This window comes from Singulisphaera chitinilytica (assembly GCF_049331405.1).
Taxonomy (GTDB): domain Bacteria; phylum Planctomycetota; class Planctomycetia; order Isosphaerales; family Isosphaeraceae; genus PoT.
Window position 1 is genome coordinate 3,179,317 of record NZ_CP186274.1, and the last position, 20,841, is coordinate 3,200,157.

A 20,841-nucleotide genomic window follows, 5' to 3' on the forward strand; every position below is an offset into this window, starting at 1 on the left:
CCGCTAGTACTACAGTTGTATTTAATCAAGGAGGTCGCGCCCCGCGTTTCCTGTAGTGACACTCCTTGGCGTGCTGCTGGTGTGCCCTCCGCCAGTCCGACCACGCCAGCGCACGCTCGGCCGGTTCCAGCCGGCCCCACACCACCCGGAGCAGGAGGATCCTGACCTCGGGCACCGTCAGCGGGATCAGCCGCGGGCCCCTTTCGCGCGGCGACGGCCGGGCCGACGACCGCGACCGGATCACCGCCAGCATCGCCAGCGCGAACATCGACAGCGTCACATGCCGATGCCAGCCGGGCCACGACCGCACCTCGTAGTCGGCCAGCCCGCAATCCCCTTGGCCCGCTCGAAGCACTCCTCCACCGCCCACCTCGAGCCCGCGACCCGGGCCAGCTCCGCCCTCGGCGTGCCCGCCGGCCCGCGGCACAGGTAGTAGGCCCGCTCCTCCGGCCGGTCGCGGCTCCTGCGGACCAGCAGCCGGAGCTGCCAACCCCGGCCGTCGACCTCGCCGAACGGCTCGGCCGCCCAGTCGTACCACCGCGGCCCCTTCGACCCGACCCCGGCGCTCGCCCGGCGCCACGCGCGGGCCGGCAGCCGGTCGGCGATCGCGTCGACCCGATCTCGAGTCCGGCCGTCGTAGAGCCTCAGGTCGCTCCTGACCGCCAGCACGTACGGCTGGCCGGCCGCCTCCAACGCCCGACGGAGGCGTACGTCGCCGCCGTAGACCGCGTCGCCGGTCACCCAGGCCGCCACCACCCCGGCCCGCCGCGCCCGCTCGAGCATCCGCTCGGCCAGCCGCGGCTTGGTGGCGAATCCCTCCTCGGGCGGGATGTGGGCCGCCTTGCGGCGGTCGGGGTCGTCGGCCCACTCCTTCGGCAGGTACAACTCGCGGTCGATGAGCCGCCTGCCCTCGGCGGCCGGCGAAGGCCAGGAAGACCCCGATCTGGCAGTTCTCGATCCGGCCGGCGGTGCCGGAATACTGCCGCTGCACGCCCGCGGATTTCGTGCCCTTCTTGAGGAAGCCGGTCTCGTCGACGATCAGCACGCCCCGGGGGTCGGCCAGATGTTCCCGGGCGTAGGCGACCAGGTCGTCGCGGACGCGGTCGGCGTCCCAGTCGGCGCGGCCGAGGAGGTGCTGGACGCCATAGGGGGACTCGTCGCCGGCCTCCTCGGCGAGCTGCCAGCCGTTCTTGCGCCGGGCGTCGGAGAGGAGCCCCCGGAGATACGCGATGGCGCGGCGACGGGGCTCGGAACGGGGGAAGAAGCGGGCCAGGCGCCCGCCGATGGAGTCCATCTCGCGGGCCCAGCCGCGGATGTCCACGGCCGCAGGTTGTGCTTGCATAGCTCGGCCTCCGTGCGCAACATCCTACGGGGCCAGGCTTTCAAATACAACTGTAGTACTAGGCGGGGCTCGGTTCAAATCGAAAGGGCGAGGCTTCAAGCCTCGCCCTTTTTCATGCGCCGAGATGTTCGGCGACTTGCCCCTCATCGGTGACTGTTCCGCGACACTCCCTCCCTCCGATCCCCGTCGAGCCAATCGACTTATCCCGCCGCCTTTCCATCCTCCCAAGAAAATCGGAGCTGTCCCCGTTGACTTCAAAGACAGTTGTCTGAATACTGTGTTAGTGAGGTAATACGGTAAGTGAGGCGTGTCATGATATTTCGTCTCAACTCGCAGGACGACCGACCCATTTATGTGCAAATTGCGGAACAAGTTACGTACGCCGTAGCCGCGGGTACGCTCCGGCCGGGAGAGCTCGTGCCTTCGGTGCGAGAGCTATCGAAGCAGCTCGTGGTGAATCCCAACACGGTGGCTCGTGCCTATCGCGAGTTGCAGGGGAAGCGACTTCTTGAACCGGTGCGGGGGACGGGGTTGCAGGTCGCCGAGGAAGCACCTTCGCGGTGTCGAGACGACCGGCGGGAGCTGGTTCGCCAGCGCCTGCGTAACGCGATTGATGAGGCGAGGCGGAGCGACCTCGATCCGCACGAGATCGAGTCGATCCTCCGCGAGGAATGGGCCAGGACGAACGGGACCGGGACCGCCGCGGCGGGACACGAAGCGAACGGGGGCCACGCATGAGTCTGGGAAAATCGGTTCGCATCGAGAACATGACGAAGCGGTACAGGTCGCATCTCGCCGTGGACAAGCTCACGCTCGAGGTGCCCGAGGGCTCGGTCTTCGGGCTCCTGGGTGAGAATGGCGCTGGGAAGACGACGACGATCCAGTCGATCCTTGGCCTGATCGTCGCCGACTCGGGACGCGTGGAGACGCTCGGCCTCAACCCGGCGGTCGACGGCCTCCAGGTGCGCCGGCGGATCGGCTACGTCCCCGAGCGCCCCTGCCTCTACGAGTGGATGACGGTCGCCGAGATCGGCTGGTTCGCGGCCGGGTTCCACACGCAGTCGGCCAATGGCGCCGCCGGCTTCGAGGCCCGCTACCAGGAGTTGGTCAAGGGGTTCGAGCTGCCCTTCAAGCGCAAGATCCGCCAGCTCTCCAAGGGGATGCGGGCCAAGGTCTCGCTGGCCTTGGGGCTGGCCTCCGAACCCGAACTTCTGATCCTCGACGAGCCGACCTCCGGCCTCGACGTGCTCGTCAGGCGCGACTTCCTCGAGAGCATGGTGGACCTGGCGGGGGGTGGTCGTACCGTCGTCCTGTCGAGCCACCAGATCGGCGAGGTCGAGCGCGTCGCCAGCCACGTCGCCCTGGTGCATACCGGTCGCCTGATCCTCTCCGAGCCCCTCGACGAGCTGAAGGCGAGGACGTACCTCGTGACCTTCGGCTTCTCGAGCCGGGATCATCCCATCGCCCCTCCCGTCGGCCTGCCCATCGAGCTCATCGATGTCGACGACGCCCCCCGGCAGGCCCGCTGGCTCGTCCACGCGAGCGGCCCCTCGGCCCTGGAGCCGCTGCGGAACCTGGCGAGCGTGACCGACTTCAGCGTCGACAAGCCTTCGCTTGAAGAAATCTATATCGGATACATGAGGCGACGGATTCCGGCCGACTCGATCCCCTCGATCGTCCACGTGGCCTGAACCCGGTTTGAAGGGCAGGGGGGAAGGTCTCGGGCTCGTATTTGAGGACGCCGAGGCGGATCCAAGAGAGGGGGGCAACGATGCTGGCTCGTCTGTGCTGGAAAGAATTCCGGATGTTCTGGCCGCTCTGGTTCCTGGTCGGGGTGTGTGCCCTGGGATTCCAGTGGCTGCTGCTCGATAACGCCAGGGCCGACGCTCAGAATGGGATGTTGACGCCCATTGCGCTGGGGTGGGCGGCGCTTTATGCGTGTGCCGTAGGCGCGGCCGCGTTCGCCGGTGAGCGGGAGAATGGGACGCTCGCCTGGCTCGATACCATGCCCGTCAGCCGGGGGGCCGTCTGGAACGGGAAGTTCGCGTATTGCCTGGTCACCACGCTGGCCCTGAGCCTGCTGCTGGTGGGCTTCGCCGGCCTGGGGACGGCGAAACGAGATCAAGACCTCTTCCCGATCGGCCTCGTGATGGCGAGCCTGGGTGTCATCGTCATCGAGGCCCTCGCCTGGTCCCTCTTCTGGTCGTCCCTGCTGAGCAACGCGCTGATCGCCGCGGTGGCGGGGGTCCTCAGCCTCGGCCTGGTCGCCGGGCTCACGACGGGCGACGTGGGGATCATCCATCTCGATTCGCCGGAGCGGTCTCCGCTCGACGTGCTGGCGGCCCGATTCCCCTGGCGGTTGGGGATGGCCTTGATCGTCCTCGTCGTGTCGCGGATGTGGATGACGCGGCCTCCCAAGCGTACGAGGATCCAGGAGCGTGATTCCCAGGGATCGGCAATGGGGCAACATCTCTCCCTCTATCGCCCCAGCGACGAAGTTCGGGCTTACGGGGCGAGGATCTGGAAGTTTGCCAACGTCGCCGTGATCGATTTTACGCCGATTACGCGGACCTTCAGGATGCTGCGGAGCCTGGCCTGGATGTCTCTGAGGGAGTCCAGAGGTGTCGGCCTCTTCGTGCTCGTCCTGGGCGGTCTCGCCTATTCGCCGATACCTCGAAACCTTGGAGCATGGGCTGGCTTCGGGGTGCTGGCGGCTATGCTGGCGGGGTTGAATGCCTTCATGCACGAGAATCGGCAGCGAGCCTTCGGATTCTATGTCCATCACGGCGTGAGGCCGTTGGCCGTCTGGATCACCAAGACCCTCGTGTCGTTCTTCGGATTTATCTTCCTCGGATATGTGCTGGTCTGCGTCTCCACCGCCTTGATGACGGGAGCCATATTCCCGGCCGTCGAGATCCTGCTCGGCCCGATCTACTTCGTCGCGTGGTTGATCTTCGCCCCGATGGGCGCGACACCGCCGATGAATATGTCGTTGCCCTCGGCCCAGAACACCGTCGGGATCATGGCGGTGCTCCTGGATGCGTTCGCGATGGGCCTGTTCTCGGGGCTCGTCGTCCGGCGAGGGATCACGGCCGGGGTCGTCGCCTTGCTTGGCTTCGTCGGATTCTTCCTGCCCCAGGTGCTCCTCTTCTACGCGAACATGATTCCGTCCTGGAGCCTCTTCGTGAGCCCGGCCTTGCTCCTGCTGGCGAGCCTCGCGTGGACGTCCAACTGGCTGTTCGACCGTACGGAGGCGAAACGCTGGATCAAGCTCGGCTTCCTGATGCTGGTGGCGGTCGGCGGGCCTCTCTCGTGGTTCGTCGGCTACCGAGCCTATGGCGTGCCCGAGGTCGGTTTGTCCTATGACCCCTCGTGGGCCCGGTCCCCCTCGCTCCCGCCCGAGCAGAACGCCGCGGAGTTCTATCGGAAGGCGGTTATCGTCCTAAACCAGCACAATAAGGATGCGACGTCATTTTTGGAGAGCCGATTCCTCGGAATACTCCAGGAGGGGAGCGAGAGGAGGCTTCCGGAAGACGAATCGTTCCTGCGGGATAATCAGCCGACGATAGCTCTCATCCGCGAAGGGGCGGCGAAGGATCGTTCCGTCTTCAATCGGATCGAGACCCTCGACTATGACTCGAGGCTCGATTCCACGATCCAGGATATGAACACCCTCGCTCAGGTTATGGCCCTCGACGCCCGTAAGCACGAACTGGACGGAGACTTGAAGGGTGCCTGGGACGATGTCGCCACGATGTTCAGGATGGCCAATCACGTGGCAGATCCTCCCACAGCGTTGTTGCAGCGAATGATCGCTACAAAGGTCCATTCCACGGCCATCGTCAGGGCAACGGCTTGGGCGATGGATCAGCGGCAGACTCCCGCCTTACTCCGCGCCGCGCTCGCCGACCTGAAGACCCTCTTGCCCTTGCACTCACCGACTAACGCCTTCAAGGGGGAGGAGGTGATTGCCAATCAGACGCTTGCGATGCCCACCGCAGACTTGTCTCCACATATTATCAAGAGCGTTGGCGAATTCCTTCCCGCGCGGGCCGTCACCGTCGGGGCGGTGCTGGCCCCCTGGGAGCGGCAGCGGACGAGGCGAGTTCTGGAGATGACGACGTCTCGCGCGATCCGGGAAGTCCGCGAGAGTCAACGGGCTCTCGGATTACTCGAGGATGCGGGCTCCTCGGCCGATCAGCCCGTGCGATCTTTCACCCCCGAGGAGTACAAGTTCGCGTTCGAGTCGACGCCGCTCGCGAAGATCCTCCTTTCCCCCATCGACAGCTCACTCATGAGATTCAAGCTGGAATGGGAGCGGAACCATTCGCTCCAATTGATCTTCGCTCTCAGAATCTGGCAATTCGAGCACGAGGGTGAGTTTCCTGACTCGCTCGATCGTCTCGTCCCCGATGTCCTCGATAAACTCCCCCTCGACCCTTTCTCGGGTAAGCGATTCGGATACGTTCGAGCGGCGGGGCAGGCGCTTGTCCCGATCGTATCAACGCATCCCTCAAATGTAAATTTATCGAGTCAGCTGTATTGGGACCGGACGAAGCCGGGGCAATGGTTGCTCTACAGCGTAGGGCCCGATGGGCAGGACGACCAAGGCCAATGGAATACGACCCAAAGGCCAGACGACGAGATGAGAGTGAATTATCGCCCAGATCGAGGGGGGGCGGGAGACATCGTTCACCCCTTGCCTGCGACGAAGACCCCGGAGCCGCCTGCCGAGCCCGAGAAGAGATGAGCCGATAGGACGCGGTGATACGCTCGGTGGTTGAAATGCAGGGCCTCTGTGATCGGACCATCCTCCGATCCGCCGAGGCCCTTTCCGTTTGGTGTCGCCCAGAGGAGGAAAGCCCCGATATCGCCAACGCGAAACGCCCCGCGAGGGCCGTCTCGATGACGGGTCGCGGGGCGTTTCGATGGGTCTTGATCCAGTCAGGCTCAGTCGTTGCGTCAGACCGAGATCCAATCCTGGACGTCGTCTTCGACGAGCGAGAGGAGCAGCGAACGGCTCTTGTCGCGGGTCTCGCCGATGGCGGTGACGTAGACGGCGGGGTCGTCCTTCACCGGGCACTCGTGCTCGCAGATGCCGCAGCCGATGCAGCGGACCGGGTCGATGTAGGGGCGCTTCAGCTCGAGCGTCCCGCCCCAGCGGTCGGTCACCTCGACATTCCGGGTGAAGATGGCCTTGGGGCTGACCGGGCAAACTTCCTCGCAAACGACGCAGCTCGTATCCATCGCCCAGGGGAGGCAGCGCCCCTGGTTGTAGAAGGCCGTGCCGGTCTTGATCGGGCCCTTGGCCTCGAACGGGCCGACGCCCAGCTTCTCGGCGATCGAGATCTCGCGGATGGCCCCGGTCGGGCAGACCTGGCTGCACAGGGTGCAGTTCAGCTCGCACCAGCCCATCTTCGAGATCATGATCGGGGTCCAGAGGCCCTCGACGCCGGATTCGAAGAGGCTCGGCTGGAGGACGTTCGTCGGGCAGACCCGGATGCACTGGTCGCACTTGATGCAGCGGCGGAGGAACTCGTCCTCGGCGACCGAGCCCGGCGGTCGGATGACCGCGCGGTTGAAGTTCTTCCGGACGCCGCCAGAGAGCCGGGCCATCGGGAAGAAGAGGACGCCGAAGAGCCCCGCGAGCATGAGCTGGCGACGGCCGACGGCGGGCAGGGCCACCTCGCTCGCCTTGCGGGGCAGGAAGCGGAACGAGAGGGCGTCGTGCGGGCAGTCCTCGATGCAGTTCAAGCAGACGAAGCACTCGCTCTTGCGCAGGTCGCCCTGCGGGTCGGACGCCCCTTCACAGCTCTTGAGGCAGAGGTCGCAGTCGGTGCAGCGGACGGGGTCGCGGTCGATCCGCCAGAGGGCGAAGCGGCTGAAGATCCCGAGCAATGCCCCGAGCGGGCAGATGGCCCGGCAGAAGAAGCGCGGGATCCACCAGTTCGCCACCAGGAAGCCCATGAAGATCAGGCCGACGATCCAGGCCTGCCAGTATTCGCGGGGCTCGGTGTAGATGCTCTCCGTGGCCTTCTGCGCGGTGGGCAGGACGGCCGTGGTCATCGACCGCACCGTGAGGGCGATCGGGTCGAGCAGGCCGATCTGGAGCGTGCTGTTCCCCGGCTTGCTCTCCTCGGCCGCCTCCGAGAAGCCCGTCCCGATCGCGGCGAGGACGCGCGCCGGGCCCTTCGAGGTGAGATCCTTCCCCATGTAGGAGGAGTAGACCTTGCCCGGGGTCGAGAGCACGGCCGGCACGATCCAGAGGCTCGCCATCGCGAGCATCGCGGCCAGGATGTAGTACTTGAGCGCGAAGATCTTGCGGTAGCGGTTGACCTCGATCATCTGCTTCGTGTTCCGGCGGTTGCCGATCACGCCGAAGATGTGGTGGAGGATGCCGAAGGGGCACATCCAGTTGCACCAGACGCGGCCCACCATCATCGTCACCGCGATGATCACCAGGCCCCAGACGAGGTTGCGGTAGAGCGTATGCGTGGTGAGGGCCGTCGAGACCGCGACGAGCGGGGTCGCCTCGAGGAAGAGGGAGACGGGCCACCCCTTGAGATAACGCAGGTCGGTGATCAGCAAGAAGAACAGGAAGAGCCCGAGGAAGAGGGCTTCATAGGCTCGTCGGATCTTGACCATCTATGTTCTCCGCCCGGCGAGTGCGTATGACGTATTAGTGGGATTAGCCTGTGGATCTAGGGGATCAGGTTCTCGGGACGGGTCGGAGGGGGCCGATCCCGGGCTCGTCTTGTCTCGTCTCGTCCTGGCTCAGACGGTGACTTCCTGGGTCCACTGCGGGCGCCAGTCCTTGCCGAGGCCGCGCTGGATCACCTTGTCGAGGTAGACGATCTCGTGGCGCTGCTTCTCGAGCAGGCGGGTGACGCACCAGCTATCGACGGCCGTGCAGTCGGTGCCGACGACCATGGTGTCCCCTTTCTTCACGTCGTTGAGGCTTCCGCCGGTCGGCCCGTTGCGCATGAGGAGCTTGCGGCCGTCGGCGATGACGAGCGTCGGCTTCATCATCAGGGCGAAGTCGGAGATGATTCCGTGGATGTTCTGGTGGAACTGGTTCCTCGGGTTGCCGAGGAGGCCGTACCAGTTCTTCATCGTGACCGTCGCCTTGCAGAGGTTATGGTCCTTGACCGGCGAGATCCCGATGACCTTCGTGGCCTCGCGGAAAGGGCGATAGAACATCCGCCAGGTGTGCGTGATGGTCTCGCCGCCGACGTAGAGCTGCTCGAAGTAGCTGTCCTGCGGCATCATCAGCTCGGCCCCGGCCTTGAGCGCCGCGTCGCCGACCTTGGTCTTGAAGAAGCAGCTCTCCGGGTTGTTGATCGGGTTGTCGGCGACGATCACCTTGCGGGCGCCCGCGCCGAAGCAGAGCTTGACGACGGCCGAGACCGTGTCGGGCTGGGTCGTCGCGGCGAGGTCGGGGTTCTTGTCGAAGGCGACGTTGGGCTTGATGACGACCACGTCCCCCTTGGTGATGAACTGGCCGATCCCCTTGTCGCCCCCCATCACGTCCAGGGCCGTCTTGACCATCTTGAAGGCCTGATCCTCGCGTGCCTGCAGCTCCTCATCCTTGGAGGCGAACTGGTCGCTGCGGATCGGCTGAGAGCGGACGACGACGAGGTTCGGGCGGCTCGCCCCGAGGGTGACTGAGTAGTCCTTGAGCTTGACCGGCGGCGGCGGCTTGACGCCTTCCATCCCCCAGCGGTCGCGGACCAGGAGCCCGGTGCCGAGGGCGCCTCCGAGGACCAGGCCCGTCCCCCCGACCTGCGTGACGAACTGGCGACGGGAGAATGGCGTGTCGGCGGGATTCACCCCGCCGAGCCGTTCCAGGTTCTTCTGCTGCGTCCTCGTCAATTTCTCGCTCATGACCGACCTCGCTCGGTTCGTGGCCCCGACAGTATCCACGACGCCGTTTGGTGGACCTTGGTTGGCTGGTCGAAAACGGCGACGACGCGATTCAGACGCAGTGGTTGACTTCTTACTTCTCGCCGCCGACGGGAGGGATCGTGGCGGGGAGCTTCTTGACCAGGTCTCGGGCGAAAGCCTCGGCGGGCTTGGCGTCGGTGGCGCCATTGGCCCCCCCGACGACGTTCCCCTTCACGAAGTAGACGTCCGTGAGACCGATGTTGGAGCATACGATGATCTTATCGGCACCTTCGGCCTCGACCGTCTTGATCTCGGCCCCGTCCTTCTTGGCCCCTTCCATGTACTGCTCGAGGATCGCCTGGGCCTCCTTCGCATCCTTGTAGGGGCGGAGGAAGCCTTGCCAGGTGACCTCACCCTCGCGGTAGTCGGCCATGAAGACGTCGGAGAGGAAGCTGTACCCGAAGACGTCCTGCGAGACGTACTTGGGGGCCGACCGGCCTTCGGCCGCGGGCAGGAGGGCGAAGACGGCCTCGGGCGTGGAGCTCGTCTTGGCGGTCTCGGCCCCCGCCGGGCCTGCGGCCGTCGGGGCCTCCTTCGGTTGCTGAGTCGCGGCGATCCGCTTGGCCAGCTCGAGCGCGAAGGCCGCGAACTTGGGGTCGTCCGTGGTGGAGACCATCTGGGTGTAATAAGGCCCCGAGTAGAAGAGCGTGCTGCCGGCCGCGCTGTAGCCCGCGGCGCCGAGCGGCAAGGTCTTGGCCTCGTCCGGCTTCTCCGAGCCGTACTTGCCCAGGGCCTTCAGCGTGTCGCCCATCTCGAAGATGTAGAGCTGGATCTCGTTCGAGTCGTCGCCGGCCGGATGGTAGTTGGTGTACGCCATCCCCTTGACGTCATACTGGACGAAGCTCTCGGCGCGGCCGTCGATCTTCTCGAACAGGTTCTCGGCGTTGAAGGTCTCGATGTAGTGGTCGCCCGACTTCCCGACGACCCAGCCCTCGGGCAGGTCGGTCAGGGGGAGCATCTTGGCGAGAGGCTGCTGGGGTGCGGGGACCTTGGCGAATTCCGCGTCGATCTCGGCCTTGGTGATCCCCTCGCCGCCCGGGACGGCCGGGGCGGGGGTCAGGGGGGCGGCAGCAGGAGCCACGGCCACTGCGGTCGTCGGCGCGGCGGCGACGGGCGCCGCGGTCGCGAGCTCGGCGGGCGGGGCCGTGAAGTCCATCAGCTGCTGGGGGCCTTCGAGATTGATCGTCTGGTGGACGCTGGCCAGGCGTTGGAGGACGGCCGGAAGCGTCTTCGAGACCGCCGGCGACGTGCCCGCTACGGCTCGCAGGGCGAGCATGGCCTCGTCCAGCTTCTTGACGTTCTCGACCATCAGCTTCCGGGTCTCGGCCAGCCGGGTCATCTCGTCCTTGACGGCCTTGTCGGCCTCCTCGATGGTGCGGTAGCTCCGCCCCTGCTCGAGGACCGACCAGGTGCGGTTGGGGTCGAACTCGTAGCGGTTCTTGTCGAAGGACTGGCTCTTGATGACGAGGGCCGTGAAGATCGCCGGGATGCCCATCACAAGGAGCATCCCGCAGACGATCGACGAGAACTCGGGGCGCTGCATCACCCGGCCGCGGCGAGCCTTGAACCAATCGCGCCGACCCAGGATGGCGAACGCGATCGGAGTCGTCGCCATCGCGAAGATGGCCGCGGAGATCGCGATGGCCATCAACGGGTCGTTCAGGAAGAAATTGCGTAGCTGCTCCGCCGTTGCCGTGGATTTCATCGTGCGATTCGCCCTAAGTTTCGAGGGGCGGCCAACACCGCGTCTGGCAAGGTATTCCCAAACGCTTCGTATTATAGCCGCAACACGCTTCGCTCAGCAATCGGACGGTTTAACAGTAATCGAATCGGTGATCCTTTATGGATCGCGGATTCCGGCTGCCGGCGCGCGTACTTTCGTCGGCATGATCACAGTGGAATGAGCGATATCCGGGCGTTCAATGCGCCGCGAATAAGTCGTCGAGGGTGCGGATCCTATCCTGAAGGGCCGCCTCGAGGAAGGCGTCAACCCGACGGAGGACCGTCGTCGAGCTGTCCCCCCGGATACGATCCGGATGCGCGATCTCTCGCGTGCTGGTCCGGATCAGTAGCGCATCCTTGTGCCAGGGAAGTCTCGCCAACGATTCGACATACGCGCGAAAACGACCGTGTCGCATCAAAAAAAATTCGACATCGGAGATGTACAGCACGGACAGGAACAAATCGGTCCGATTCAGCCAGTCTCGAAGCCTGGTAAAGCTCCGATCCGCCGCGAAGTCCTGCACGATGGGGATCACGAGGTCACCGCGCTGAAGTGTTCGGATGAACTGATAAGTCTCTTCTCGGGCAAGCCAGTGGGCGGGCCGACTTTCGCGGTCGTCGGTGCCGATCATCCGCCCCAGGGTGGGATACATCTTGAGGGCGAGGAATCGGGCCTCGAGCCCGGGGCCGGCCAGTCGCGACTGGATCGAGGCGAGGTCGTCCCACTCGTCGTCATGCACGACCTTGAGGGGCTCGAGGAAGCGTCGGACTTCGGCGATCGCGTCGTCCAGCCGCTTGCGGTCGAGTTTGGCTTTCGTGAAGGCGTCCACCAACTCCTCGCGGGTCGGCTCGGAGGAGAGCGTCTCCGGCAGCCTCGCCGTGAGCCGGCTGAGGTAGGCGACGCGGCCGGGCGAGAGCGAAACGAGCGCCTTATGTAATAAGTGGAGCAGGGCGTTCCGGCGTCGGAAGTCGGCGATGATCCCGAGCTTCGGGGCGCAATGGGCGAGGAACGTGAAATTCTGGTCTGGCCCGACGCCGAGATAGGCCCCACCTTTGGGCGCCAGGCGTTCGAGGTCCCCGGCGACACGAGGGTACGAGTCCTCATTGCTGACGAAGTTATCGGCGGAAGGGCCGGTCGGGGCCTCGCTCAACTCGTCGATCACCGCGGAGAGGCGGACATCCCGCCTCGGGAAGAGCAACTCGACCAGCGTCGGCGAAGGATCCATGGCAGGCCTATCTTCCTCGAAGAGAGTCGGTTGCGTTGTCCGGCGTGATTCGTCCGCGATGCGAAGCTGTCGGCATGGGCGGATGGTTGATTGAGAGCCTGCGTCCTTAGGCCGTGCGAAAATGGGCCGGCGATGAAGAATGCTTGAAGCTGCGTTGAGGTTTGTGTCGCTCTCTTGGGGACCGGCGTGGCGGTCTGGTAGACTCGAAAGGCACGTGTCGGCATTCGGATCTCGGCCGGGCGGATGTCCCGAGGCTATTGCCTTTGCCGAGGCCACTGCCGGGCAAAACCGCATTCGAATCGGCAGCCAACCGATCCTTTTGCCTACCGGCATCGTATACAGCGACAAAAAGGCCTGTCGACGGCCTCGCTCGCCCGAACGCGCCGCCGCTCTGCATCTTGGAGGACTGCTCTTGTTCGCCGGACCGATCATCGCCCGAGAGGTGCTCACCGCCCCTCGGCCTATTCGCTTTTATATCGCGCGTGCGGCTTACGTCGGACTGCTCTTCGTTCTCATGTGGACGGCCTGGCAGTCGCTCATCGGCTGGCGAGAGGTGCGCGAGTTCGGCGTCATCGCTCGCTTCGCCGGCTTCCTGTTCCAGCTCTTCGTCCTGATCCAGCTCACCTTGATGCTCTTCTTCGCGCCGCTTGCGGCGGCGACCGCGGTGGCGCATGAGAAGGACCGACGCACCTTCGTCCTCCTACTCATGACGGACCTGAGCGACCTCGAGATCGTCCTGGGCAAGCTGACCGCGAGCCTGCTCCAGATCGTGACCTTGTTGGCGACCGCCGCGCCGGTGTTCTTCCTCTGCATGCTGATGGGCGGGATCTCGCCCTCGCAGGTGGCCGACATCCTTGGAGTGACGGCCGCGGCGGGGATTGCCGGCGGTGTGCTCGGCATGCTCGTGGCGCTCTGGCGCGATCGGACCTTCCAGTCGCTGGCCCTCACGGTCCTCGTGATCGTGCTGACGCTCTCGGGGATCGAGGCCATCGGCTTCGCGTATCCCGAGGCCAAAATCTTCGGCATCCCGCTCTCGATCGTGCTGAACCCGTATCGCACGGTCTTCGCCATCATCCACCAGACCCACGAGTCGTCCTCGGCCTGGTTGCGGCCGAGCTACCTCTTCGTCTCGTTCGCGATCCTCACGGCCTTCGCCCTCCTGGCGTTCGGCGTGAATCGCCTCCGCGTCTGGAACCCGGGGAGCAACGAGCCCCGTGAGGAGCGCGAAGGGGAGCAGGAGGAGGATGTCGCCGAGACCCTGATCGAGGTCGAGGAGGCCGTCGAGCCGGCCCTGGTCGGCGCCTCGGCATCGGTGGCGCGGGGGACTCATTTCGAGTCCGGCCGATCGGCCGGGGGTTCGGACGCACACGACGCGACCAACCTGGACGACGCCGGCGGCACCACCGGCCTGCACGTGCCTCGGCGGACCCACCGCCGGATCGTGAAGGGGGTCGGCAGCTACAGGTCCCCCTGGGGCGAGCACCCGATCCTCTGGCGCGAGCTGATGACGAGGGCCTACGGGACCAAGCCCCTCATCATCAAGGGGGCCTACCTGCTGGCCTTCATCCTGGGAGTGGCCTTCTTCTACGCCAACCCGGACGTCGAGAACGACCCCTGGCGCCCCGCCCGGATCCTGATCCCGCTGGCCATCTTGAGCCTCGTGCTCGTCAATGCCCAGGGGGTCACCGCCCTCACGAGCGAACGCGACACGGGGGCGCTTGACCTTCTGCTGGTGACGGAACTCACGCCCAAGCAGTTCATCTACGGCAAGCTCTACGGCGTGCTCTATAACACCAAGGAGATGGTCGTCTTACCGATCCTCCTGGCGATATGGTTCGCGGCCATAGGTGCGATGTCGATAGAGTCGGTGGTTTATGTGATCATCGACTTCCTATTGCTCGCGCATTTCTCGGCGATGCTCGGGCTCCACGCGGCCTTGACGTACACGAACAGCCGCACGGCCGTCGCGAACAGCCTGGGGACGATCTTCTTCCTGATGGTCGGCATCCTGGTTTGCGCCTTCCTGATCATCATGAGCGACAGCGAGTTCGGCCGGCAGCTCCTCAGCTTCCTGATCTTCATCGGCGCGGGGAGCGTCGCGCTCTTCGGCTCGCTCGGTTCGAAGAACCCGTCCCACGCGATCGCCCTGGTGGCCCTGCTGACGCCCTTCTGCTCGTTCTACTGCGTCATCAGCCTCCTGAATGGCGACATCATGGCGGCCCTGCTCGTGAGCTTCGGCGTCTACGGCTTCGCACTCCTCGCGATGCTCGTCCCCGCCGTGAGCGACTTCGACATCGCCCTGGGACGCACCAGCGCCATCCAGGGATGATCGAATCCGTCCGGATCGGCGACCACGAGTCGTGGACCGGGCGTCGAACGGGAGCCAGGTTTTACAAGGCCGGGCGGCGGACTCCTTCACCGGAGGTCGTCGCCCGGTCTCTCGTTTTCGAAGGCAGGGGACGCCCTCTTCACGCGTCGTCGTCTTCATGACTTTGCGTGAAAATAAGAATATTGCGGATGATGTGCGGGCGCCGCGATGAATTTTGGCGGCCAAGTCGAACGAACCTCGCCGAAACTTTAATCAAATCGTGGGAAATCGGTTGACAGAATGCCGAATGTCTTCCATATTACTCCCCGACGAGTCCCGACCGCTTGATCCACGACCTTCGATGGAATCGTGATGCCCCGGTCGAGCCGGGGAGATGGGTGATCCGGACTCGTCAGTCGGTAGGAGTCAGGGCCGCAAGGAGGAAGGTCAGCCCTTTCGATTGATCCCTTCCTTTCGTCCCTTCCCTCTTCCCCAAGTCGGGCGCAGCACAGCTACCAAGGATGGGACCACCATGCGTATTCTTGTCACCGGCGGAGCCGGCTATGTCGGATCCACGCTCGTCCCGATGCTCTTACAGCAGGGGCATCGCGTCCGCGTCTACGACATGCTCAAGTTCGGCGGCCACGGGCTCTTGCCCTGCTGTCAGAACCGTCATTTCGAGCTGATCAAGGGCGACGTCTGCGACTCCGCGGCGCTCGGCAAGGCCCTCGAAGGGGTCGATGCCGTGGTCCACCTCGCGGCCATCGTCGGATACCCCGCCTGCAAGAAAGAATCGCAGCTCGCCACCGCGACGAACGTCGACGGCACCCGCAACCTCTTGAACCTCCGCAAGAAGGATCAGAAGGTCATCTTCGCCTCGACGGGGAGCATCTACGGCTCGATCCCCGACTACGTCTGCAACGAGGACACGCCCCGCTCGCCGATCACGCTCTACGGCGAGACCAAGGCGACGGCCGAGCAGATGATCCTCGACGCCGGCAACAGCGTCGCCTACCGCTATGCCACGGCCTTCGGCGTGAGCAACCGGATGCGGCTCGACCTGATGCCGAACGACTTCACGTATCAGGCGGTGAAGAACCGCAACGTGATCGTGTACGAAGGCCGGTTCAAGCGGACGTTCGTGCATGTCCGCGACATGGCACGCTCGATCATGTTCGCCCTCGACAAGTGGGATACCGTCAAGGACGACGTCTACAACGTCGGCCACGAGAGCATGAACTTCACGAAGGAAGACGTGGCGAGGAAGATCCTCGAGCACGTCGACTTCTACCTCCACTTCGCCGAGGTGGGGACCGACGCCGATCAGCGGAACTACGAGGTCTCGTACGAGAAGATCCGCAAGTGCGGCTTCGAGACGACGGTCGACCTCGACACGGGCATCGCCGAGCTCGTCCGCGCGGCCCGGCTGATCGAGTTCCACAACCCGTTCGCCAACGTCTAAGAACGACACGGAGGGGCCGGGATCGAACCCCGGCCCCGATTCGATCCGAAATAATCCGGATCGAAAATTGCGAATATCGGGTTGTCGCCAATTCTTGATGGATGACGATAGAAGGCTTTGCCGGGGCCGATCGGGATCTGGAGTTGCACGGCGGGGCCAAGAGGCCTCGCGCGGGACGAGGATCTCTGTGATGGCCCCGCGGATGGTTTCCCTGGCCCGAGATCTCGGACGCCCCTCGGGGCGTTGACCAGGACGCAAGTTCTCGATGGCTGGATGCCGTCGACCGACCTTACGGCCGGATTGACCGAGACCATGCCTGGAACAGGGCCTCGAAGGCCCAGGCGGACGCATGATGCTAAGAGCTTGGGTGAAGACGATTGGCAACTCCGCTCGCAACCTCCAGACCGGGCCGAGGACCTCGGCCGATGCGATCCCTTCGCCTCGGATTCACCTGGGCGAGAGGGCCGGGAACGCGGGCCGACTCCTTTTCATCAACCAGTACTACTGGCCGGATCACGCCTCCACCGCGCAGCACCTGAGCGACCTGGTCGAGGCGCTCTCCTCGCAGGGGCATGAGTGCCACGTCCTCTGCGGGCAGGGGTCGTACAAGCCGGGCGTGCCCCGCCCGCCGGCGTTCGAGATCCACAACGGCGTGCACATCCATCGCGTCCGCACGACCTCGCTGGGGCGCAAGACCACGCTGCACCGGATGGTCGATTACCTCAGCTTCTACATCCACGCGATGCTCTTCGCACTGACCATGCCGCGGTTCGACGTGGTCACGACGCTGACGACGCCGCCGATCATCGGCCTGATCGGGACGGTCCTGAGGCGGTTCCGCGGGGCGCAGCACGTCTACTGGAGCATGGACCTCCATCCCGACGCGAGCCTCGCCCTGGGGCGGATGTCGCGCAAGAATCCGTTCGTCGCCGCCCTGGCTTGGCTGAGCGACTTCGTCTATCGCCAGGCGGACAAAGTCGTCGTCCTCGGCGCGTACATGGCCGACCGCGTCGCCTCCAAGGGGGTTCGAAGGGACCGCGTCGAGGTGGTACCCGTCTGGAGTCGCCGCGACGAGATCTACCCGATGCCCCGCGAGAACCACCCGCTCCGCGAGCGGATGGGGCTGACCGATCAGTTTATCGCGATGTACTCGGGCAACCTGGGCCTCGCCCACAGCTTCGACGAGTTCATCGCCGCCGCCCGTCGCCTCCGCGACCGCGCGGACATCCTGTTCCTCTTCGTCGGCGGCGGGCCGCGACTGAGCGAGGTCCGCGAGGCGAAGGAGCAGTATCAGCTCGACAACGTCCGCATCCTCGACTACTTCCCCCGCGAGATGCTGCACGCCTCGCTCTCACTGGCCGACGTGCACCTCAGCTCGATGCGGATCGAGATGACCGGCCTCGTCGTGCCGAGCAAGGTCTATGGCGCGATGGCCTCCGGGCGCCCGAACCTGTTCGTCGGCCCCGACCACAGCGAGTCGGCCGACACGATCCGCGATGCCGACTGCGGCATCACCGTCAGGCTCGGCGACGTCGATGGGCTCGTCGCCGCCCTAGAACGCCTGGCCGGCTCCCCCGAACTCGCCCAGGAGATGGGGCGTCGCGGCCGCGCGGCCTTCCTGTCGACCTACGAGCAGAACACCTGCTGTGCCCGCTGGTGCAAGCTCGTCTCCGATCTGATCCCGGTCCCGGCCCAGGCGCCGACCCCGGTCCTCAGGCCGATCGGTGCCTCGGTCGCCGGCAGTTCGCTCTGAACCGAATACTCGTCGGAAAGGATTCGACGAGCGAGTATCGAAACCTATGCCCGCCGATCCTCCGGGCCCTTCGAAATGGGGGCCTCGAGGATCGGCGTCCGCGATGGTCTCAGACGCAAGGAGGAGAGACGTGGTGAAGGTCCGAGCTTGCGCATTCCTGCTGGCCTGCGGCATGTTGGCCGGCGTCGCTTCGGCGGAAGACAAGCCGCCGGCGAATTCCATGGAGATCGTCAACAACCACGATCGCGCCCTGATCAAGGATCTCACCGCCTACCTCCAGGCCCATCCCAAGGCCGACGACCTCGACCAGGCCTACATGACCTTGCTGAACAAGGCCATCGAGCACGACTGGTTCGTGGAGAACGAGGCGGTCGCCCAGCAGTACCTCCGCGACTTCCCCGAAGGTCCCATCCAGTCGCTCGCCCGCATCGTCACCACGATGGCCAGGGCCAAGGCCGGCCAGTACAACGAGGCCCTCACTCGCTTCGAACAGTTGATGCAGGCCGTGGGCAAGAGCGAGCAGGAGGAGTTCGCCGTCAATTTCGCGGAGAGCCTGGCCGTCTCGGCCTCGGGGGCCGGCGAATATCACGTCGCCCGCAAGATCTACCAGATCCTGCTCGACCGCTTCGGCGAGAGTGCCGCCCTGCGTCAGAAGGTGAAGGACGAGCTCGCCCGCCTCGACATGGTCGGCAAGCCGGCCCCGAGCGTGGTCGCGCATGACGTGGACGGCAAGCCGCTCAATTTCGCCGACTACCGCGGCAAGTACGTCCTCATTGATTTCTGGGCGACCTGGTGTGCCCCTTGCATCGTGGAACTCCCCCGCGTGCAGGAGGCCTTCAAGAAGTTCCATGGCCAGGGGCTCGAAGTCGTCGGGGTCAGCCTCGACGAGACCAAGCCGGCCGTCCTCGACTTCGTCAAGGCCCGGGGCATTCCCTGGCGGCAGGTCCACGGCGCGACGGCCGGCGGCGACCTCGTCGAGGCCTTCGGCGTGAGCTCGATCCCCGCAACGTTCCTCATCAGCCCCGACGGCAACATCGTCCGGATCGAGCTGCGAGGCGCGAACCTGGAGCCCTCCCTCGCCAAGATCCTCAAGGATACCCCGGCGACGGCCACTCGCTAATGAATATGTTTGAGCGATTGGCGATCGATCTCGGTCGCCAGTCGCCGACCCGGCTCGATCAGAGGGGCCTTGCGGCCGACTCCTCCCCGGGGGCTGCGATGGGCGTCTCGTCGAGCGGATAGAACTCGTTGAGGCCGCGGAGCAGTCCGACCGGGCCGTCGAACCGCCAGTCGCCGCGCTCGCGGACGAACTGGTAGACGGGCCCCGTGCGATTCGTCGGGCAGAGCCAGATGTTCGACCCTTGCCACCACGTCTGGAAGTTGGGGTGGATGTTCCGCGGCAGGCCCGCGACCCCCCCCTCGGCCGCCGCGACGATCTCGTGGCCCTTCAGGTAACGAGCCGAGCAGACCGCCCGCACCCCCTCCAGATCCTGGCGGTTCGCGGCCGCGAGCAGGTCGGTATAGAGCGAGACCACCCGGCGCACGTCCCTCGTCGACCAGGCCATCAGCGTGAAAACCATGCCGATCGCGGACGCGGCGGCAAATCCAATCAAGACACGTTGACCTGTTCCGAACCGGGACGTGCTCATTTGACGATTCGACGCTTGAGGTCGTCGCGGAGCCGGTCGACCACCGAATCCGACTTCGCCTCGGCCAGGATCTGTTGGATCACGGTCTTGATCCCGCGCGGGCCCCACTGGCACCCCTGGCGCAGGTAGAGCTTGGCCCCGTGGCCCAGGACGTACGACGTGGTGGCGGCCGCGCCCCCTTGCGTCAGCCCGATCGCTCCGTAGCCGAGCGCCGTCAAGGGGACGGCGAGCCCGCCGCTGGCTATGGAGAGGCCCACGAGCGACGACTTGATGCCCCCCGCCAGGAACCGGGTCGCGAAGCCGACGGCCCCGATCGTGCCGAGGGCGAGCATCATGTCCTTGACCAGGCTCGTCGCCGTCCTGCGCGTGAGCGGGATGCCGTAGACCTTGCTGAGGGCGACGATCATCCCCACGTCCACGGCCAGGCCCCCGGCCATGTCGGCCCAGGGGATCGGATTCAGGGCGACCGCGGCCCCCTTCGCCAGGGCGAAGTTCCAGATCATGCGGTTGGCGGCATCGTCGCGAATGCGGATCTTATGCGCGACGATCTCTTCATGGAGGTCGCCGGCCAGCAGCAAGGTATTCAGGGCGACGAGCGCCTTGCCCTCGCGCTCGAGCACGTCCAGGATCCGGATTTTCAGGGGTTCGATCACCGGGGCGGGGCGTTCCCACTCGGTGCTGGTCGAGCCGTCGGGGTTCTGGATCTTGACCTTGAACGGGTCGGGCCTGGCAGCGGTCATCACCACGTCTTCGGGCCTGATGAGGTTGCGGACCCGCTCATCCTTGATCTTGGCGTAGATCTGATCGCGGTCGGCTTCGGGGTAGCGGTCGATCTGGTTGAAGACGAGGATGATCGGCTTCTGGGCCTCGCGGAGCTGCGAGAGGGCCTCGAGCTCGACGCGCTGCAGGTCGCTGGAGACGACGAAGAGGATCAGGTCGGCGTGGCGGGCGACGGTCCTGGCCAGGGCCTCGCGGGCCTCGCCGCCGACCTCGTCGATCCCGGGGGTGTCGATCAGGTTGAGGCGGGCCCCCTCGAGCCCCGGGTGGGCCGAGGTCGAACCTTGCTCCCAGCGTTGCGAGGCGCGCGAGACGGTCGTGCCGTGGATCGAGCCGACCTGGAAGACCTCGCGGCCCATCAACGCATTCAAGACCGAAGATTTACCCCGGCTCACCATGCCGAAGGCGGCGATCTCGATGGTGTTCTCGTCGAGCTTGGTGCTCAGGTCGCGGAGCTGGTTCAGCTCGTCGACGAGCGCCCGCTCCTCTTCGCTCGTGAGCTTGAGGCTCTTGAGCGTCTCCTCCAGGCTCTCGCGGGCCCTCTCGATGAGATTATCAACGCGCGAGGCTTCGAGGTCGCCGAGCGTGGAGTTCAGGTCGGCCCCGGCCTTGGGGGCGTCGTTCGGTCCCGGAGGCTGTTCCAGTTCATCGGCCATGG

The 20,841-nt window shown here is 65.3% G+C and carries 14 protein-coding genes and 1 pseudogene; 7 read left to right on the forward strand and 8 right to left on the reverse strand.

Annotation, left to right across the window (positions count from 1 at the left end):
• Window positions 1-25: 25 nt before the first annotated feature.
• Complete coding sequence (locus ACOYYX_RS12965; RefSeq protein WP_422931734.1) at window positions 26-244, reverse strand: hypothetical protein; 219 nt, start codon at window positions 242-244, stop codon at window positions 26-28.
• Window positions 245-1,342: pseudogene (locus ACOYYX_RS12970) on the reverse strand (IS701 family transposase); the annotation flags it as partial.
• A 312-nt stretch (window positions 1,343-1,654) separates the two neighbouring features.
• Here ACOYYX_RS12970 and ACOYYX_RS12975 point away from each other — a divergent pair.
• The 3 genes from ACOYYX_RS12975 (at window position 1,655) to ACOYYX_RS12985 (ending at window position 6,092) form a co-directional block, all read left to right on the forward strand.
• Window positions 1,655-2,080 (forward strand): GntR family transcriptional regulator, encoded by a 426-nt coding sequence (locus ACOYYX_RS12975; protein ID WP_422930323.1) that lies wholly within the window; start codon window positions 1,655-1,657, stop codon window positions 2,078-2,080.
• Complete coding sequence (locus ACOYYX_RS12980) at window positions 2,077-3,033, forward strand: ABC transporter ATP-binding protein (RefSeq protein ID WP_422930324.1); 957 nt, start codon at window positions 2,077-2,079, stop codon at window positions 3,031-3,033. The genes ACOYYX_RS12975 and ACOYYX_RS12980 overlap by 4 nt, the downstream gene beginning before the upstream one ends.
• Window positions 3,034-3,113: 80 nt before the next feature.
• Entirely contained in the window at window positions 3,114-6,092 is a 2,979-nt protein-coding gene (locus ACOYYX_RS12985; RefSeq protein ID WP_422930325.1) for an ABC transporter permease, read from the forward strand.
• A gap of 212 nt (window positions 6,093-6,304) precedes the next feature.
• On the opposite strand, the gene ACOYYX_RS12990 is transcribed toward ACOYYX_RS12985, so the two are convergent.
• From ACOYYX_RS12990 to ACOYYX_RS13005, 4 genes are all read right to left on the reverse strand, one after another.
• Window positions 6,305-7,987 (reverse strand): 4Fe-4S dicluster domain-containing protein, encoded by a 1,683-nt coding sequence (locus tag ACOYYX_RS12990; RefSeq protein WP_422930326.1) that lies wholly within the window; start codon window positions 7,985-7,987, stop codon window positions 6,305-6,307.
• 129 nt (window positions 7,988-8,116) lie between these two features.
• Entirely contained in the window at window positions 8,117-9,226 is a 1,110-nt protein-coding gene (locus tag ACOYYX_RS12995) for a DUF362 domain-containing protein (protein ID WP_422930327.1), read from the reverse strand.
• 112 nt (window positions 9,227-9,338) lie between these two features.
• A complete protein-coding gene (locus ACOYYX_RS13000; protein WP_422930328.1) occupies window positions 9,339-10,991 on the reverse strand; it encodes a DUF6599 family protein in 1,653 nt (550 codons plus the stop codon).
• Window positions 10,992-11,205: 214 nt separating this feature from the next.
• Window positions 11,206-12,234, reverse strand: a complete 1,029-nt coding sequence (locus ACOYYX_RS13005) for a hypothetical protein (protein ID WP_422930329.1) — start codon at window positions 12,232-12,234, stop codon at window positions 11,206-11,208.
• Window positions 12,235-12,646: 412 nt separating this feature from the next.
• Here ACOYYX_RS13005 and ACOYYX_RS13010 point away from each other — a divergent pair, with 412 nt between their 5' ends.
• The 4 genes from ACOYYX_RS13010 (at window position 12,647) to ACOYYX_RS13025 (ending at window position 18,877) form a co-directional block, all read left to right on the forward strand.
• Window positions 12,647-14,563: a hypothetical protein gene (locus ACOYYX_RS13010; RefSeq protein WP_422930330.1), complete on the forward strand. Its 1,917-nt coding sequence runs from the start codon at window positions 12,647-12,649 to the stop codon at window positions 14,561-14,563.
• Between the two features lie 511 nt (window positions 14,564-15,074).
• Window positions 15,075-16,004, forward strand: coding sequence for an NAD-dependent epimerase/dehydratase family protein (locus ACOYYX_RS13015; RefSeq protein WP_422930331.1), 930 nt, complete (start codon window positions 15,075-15,077; stop codon window positions 16,002-16,004).
• Between the two features lie 367 nt (window positions 16,005-16,371).
• Window positions 16,372-17,757 carry a glycosyltransferase family 4 protein gene (locus ACOYYX_RS13020; protein WP_422930332.1) on the forward strand — a complete coding sequence of 462 codons (1,386 nt, stop codon included), beginning with the start codon at window positions 16,372-16,374 and terminating at the stop codon, window positions 17,755-17,757.
• Window positions 17,758-17,887: 130 nt separating this feature from the next.
• On the forward strand, window positions 17,888-18,877 hold the full coding sequence (locus ACOYYX_RS13025) for a redoxin domain-containing protein (protein WP_422930333.1): 990 nt from the start codon (window positions 17,888-17,890) through the stop codon (window positions 18,875-18,877).
• Between the two features lie 58 nt (window positions 18,878-18,935).
• On the opposite strand, the gene ACOYYX_RS13030 is transcribed toward ACOYYX_RS13025, so the two are convergent.
• On the reverse strand, window positions 18,936-19,337 hold the full coding sequence (locus ACOYYX_RS13030; protein WP_422930334.1) for a hypothetical protein: 402 nt from the start codon (window positions 19,335-19,337) through the stop codon (window positions 18,936-18,938).
• A 65-nt stretch (window positions 19,338-19,402) separates the two neighbouring features.
• Window positions 19,403-20,839 carry a YcjF family protein gene (locus ACOYYX_RS13035; protein ID WP_422930335.1) on the reverse strand — a complete coding sequence of 479 codons (1,437 nt, stop codon included), beginning with the start codon at window positions 20,837-20,839 and terminating at the stop codon, window positions 19,403-19,405.
• Between the last annotated feature and the right edge of the window lie 2 nt (window positions 20,840-20,841).

What these genes read in the sequence shown, in the direction of transcription:
- ACOYYX_RS12975 (WP_422930323.1), top strand. Translation starts at nt 1,655, where the DNA reads ATGATATTTCGTCTCAACTCGCAGGACGACCGACCCATTTATGTGCAA.
- ACOYYX_RS12995 (WP_422930327.1), bottom strand. Translation starts at nt 9,226, where the DNA reads ATGAGCGAGAAATTGACGAGGACGCAGCAGAAGAACCTGGAACGGCTC.
- ACOYYX_RS13005 (WP_422930329.1), bottom strand. Translation starts at nt 12,234, where the DNA reads ATGGATCCTTCGCCGACGCTGGTCGAGTTGCTCTTCCCGAGGCGGGAT.
- ACOYYX_RS13000 (WP_422930328.1), bottom strand. Translation starts at nt 10,991, where the DNA reads ATGAAATCCACGGCAACGGCGGAGCAGCTACGCAATTTCTTCCTGAAC.
- ACOYYX_RS12980 (WP_422930324.1), top strand. Translation starts at nt 2,077, where the DNA reads ATGAGTCTGGGAAAATCGGTTCGCATCGAGAACATGACGAAGCGGTAC.
- ACOYYX_RS13030 (WP_422930334.1), bottom strand. Translation starts at nt 19,337, where the DNA reads ATGGTTTTCACGCTGATGGCCTGGTCGACGAGGGACGTGCGCCGGGTG.
- ACOYYX_RS12985 (WP_422930325.1), top strand. Translation starts at nt 3,114, where the DNA reads ATGCTGGCTCGTCTGTGCTGGAAAGAATTCCGGATGTTCTGGCCGCTC.
- ACOYYX_RS12990 (WP_422930326.1), bottom strand. Translation starts at nt 7,987, where the DNA reads ATGGTCAAGATCCGACGAGCCTATGAAGCCCTCTTCCTCGGGCTCTTC.
- ACOYYX_RS13015 (WP_422930331.1), top strand. Translation starts at nt 15,075, where the DNA reads ATGCGTATTCTTGTCACCGGCGGAGCCGGCTATGTCGGATCCACGCTC.
- ACOYYX_RS13035 (WP_422930335.1), bottom strand. Translation starts at nt 20,839, where the DNA reads ATGGCCGATGAACTGGAACAGCCTCCGGGACCGAACGACGCCCCCAAG.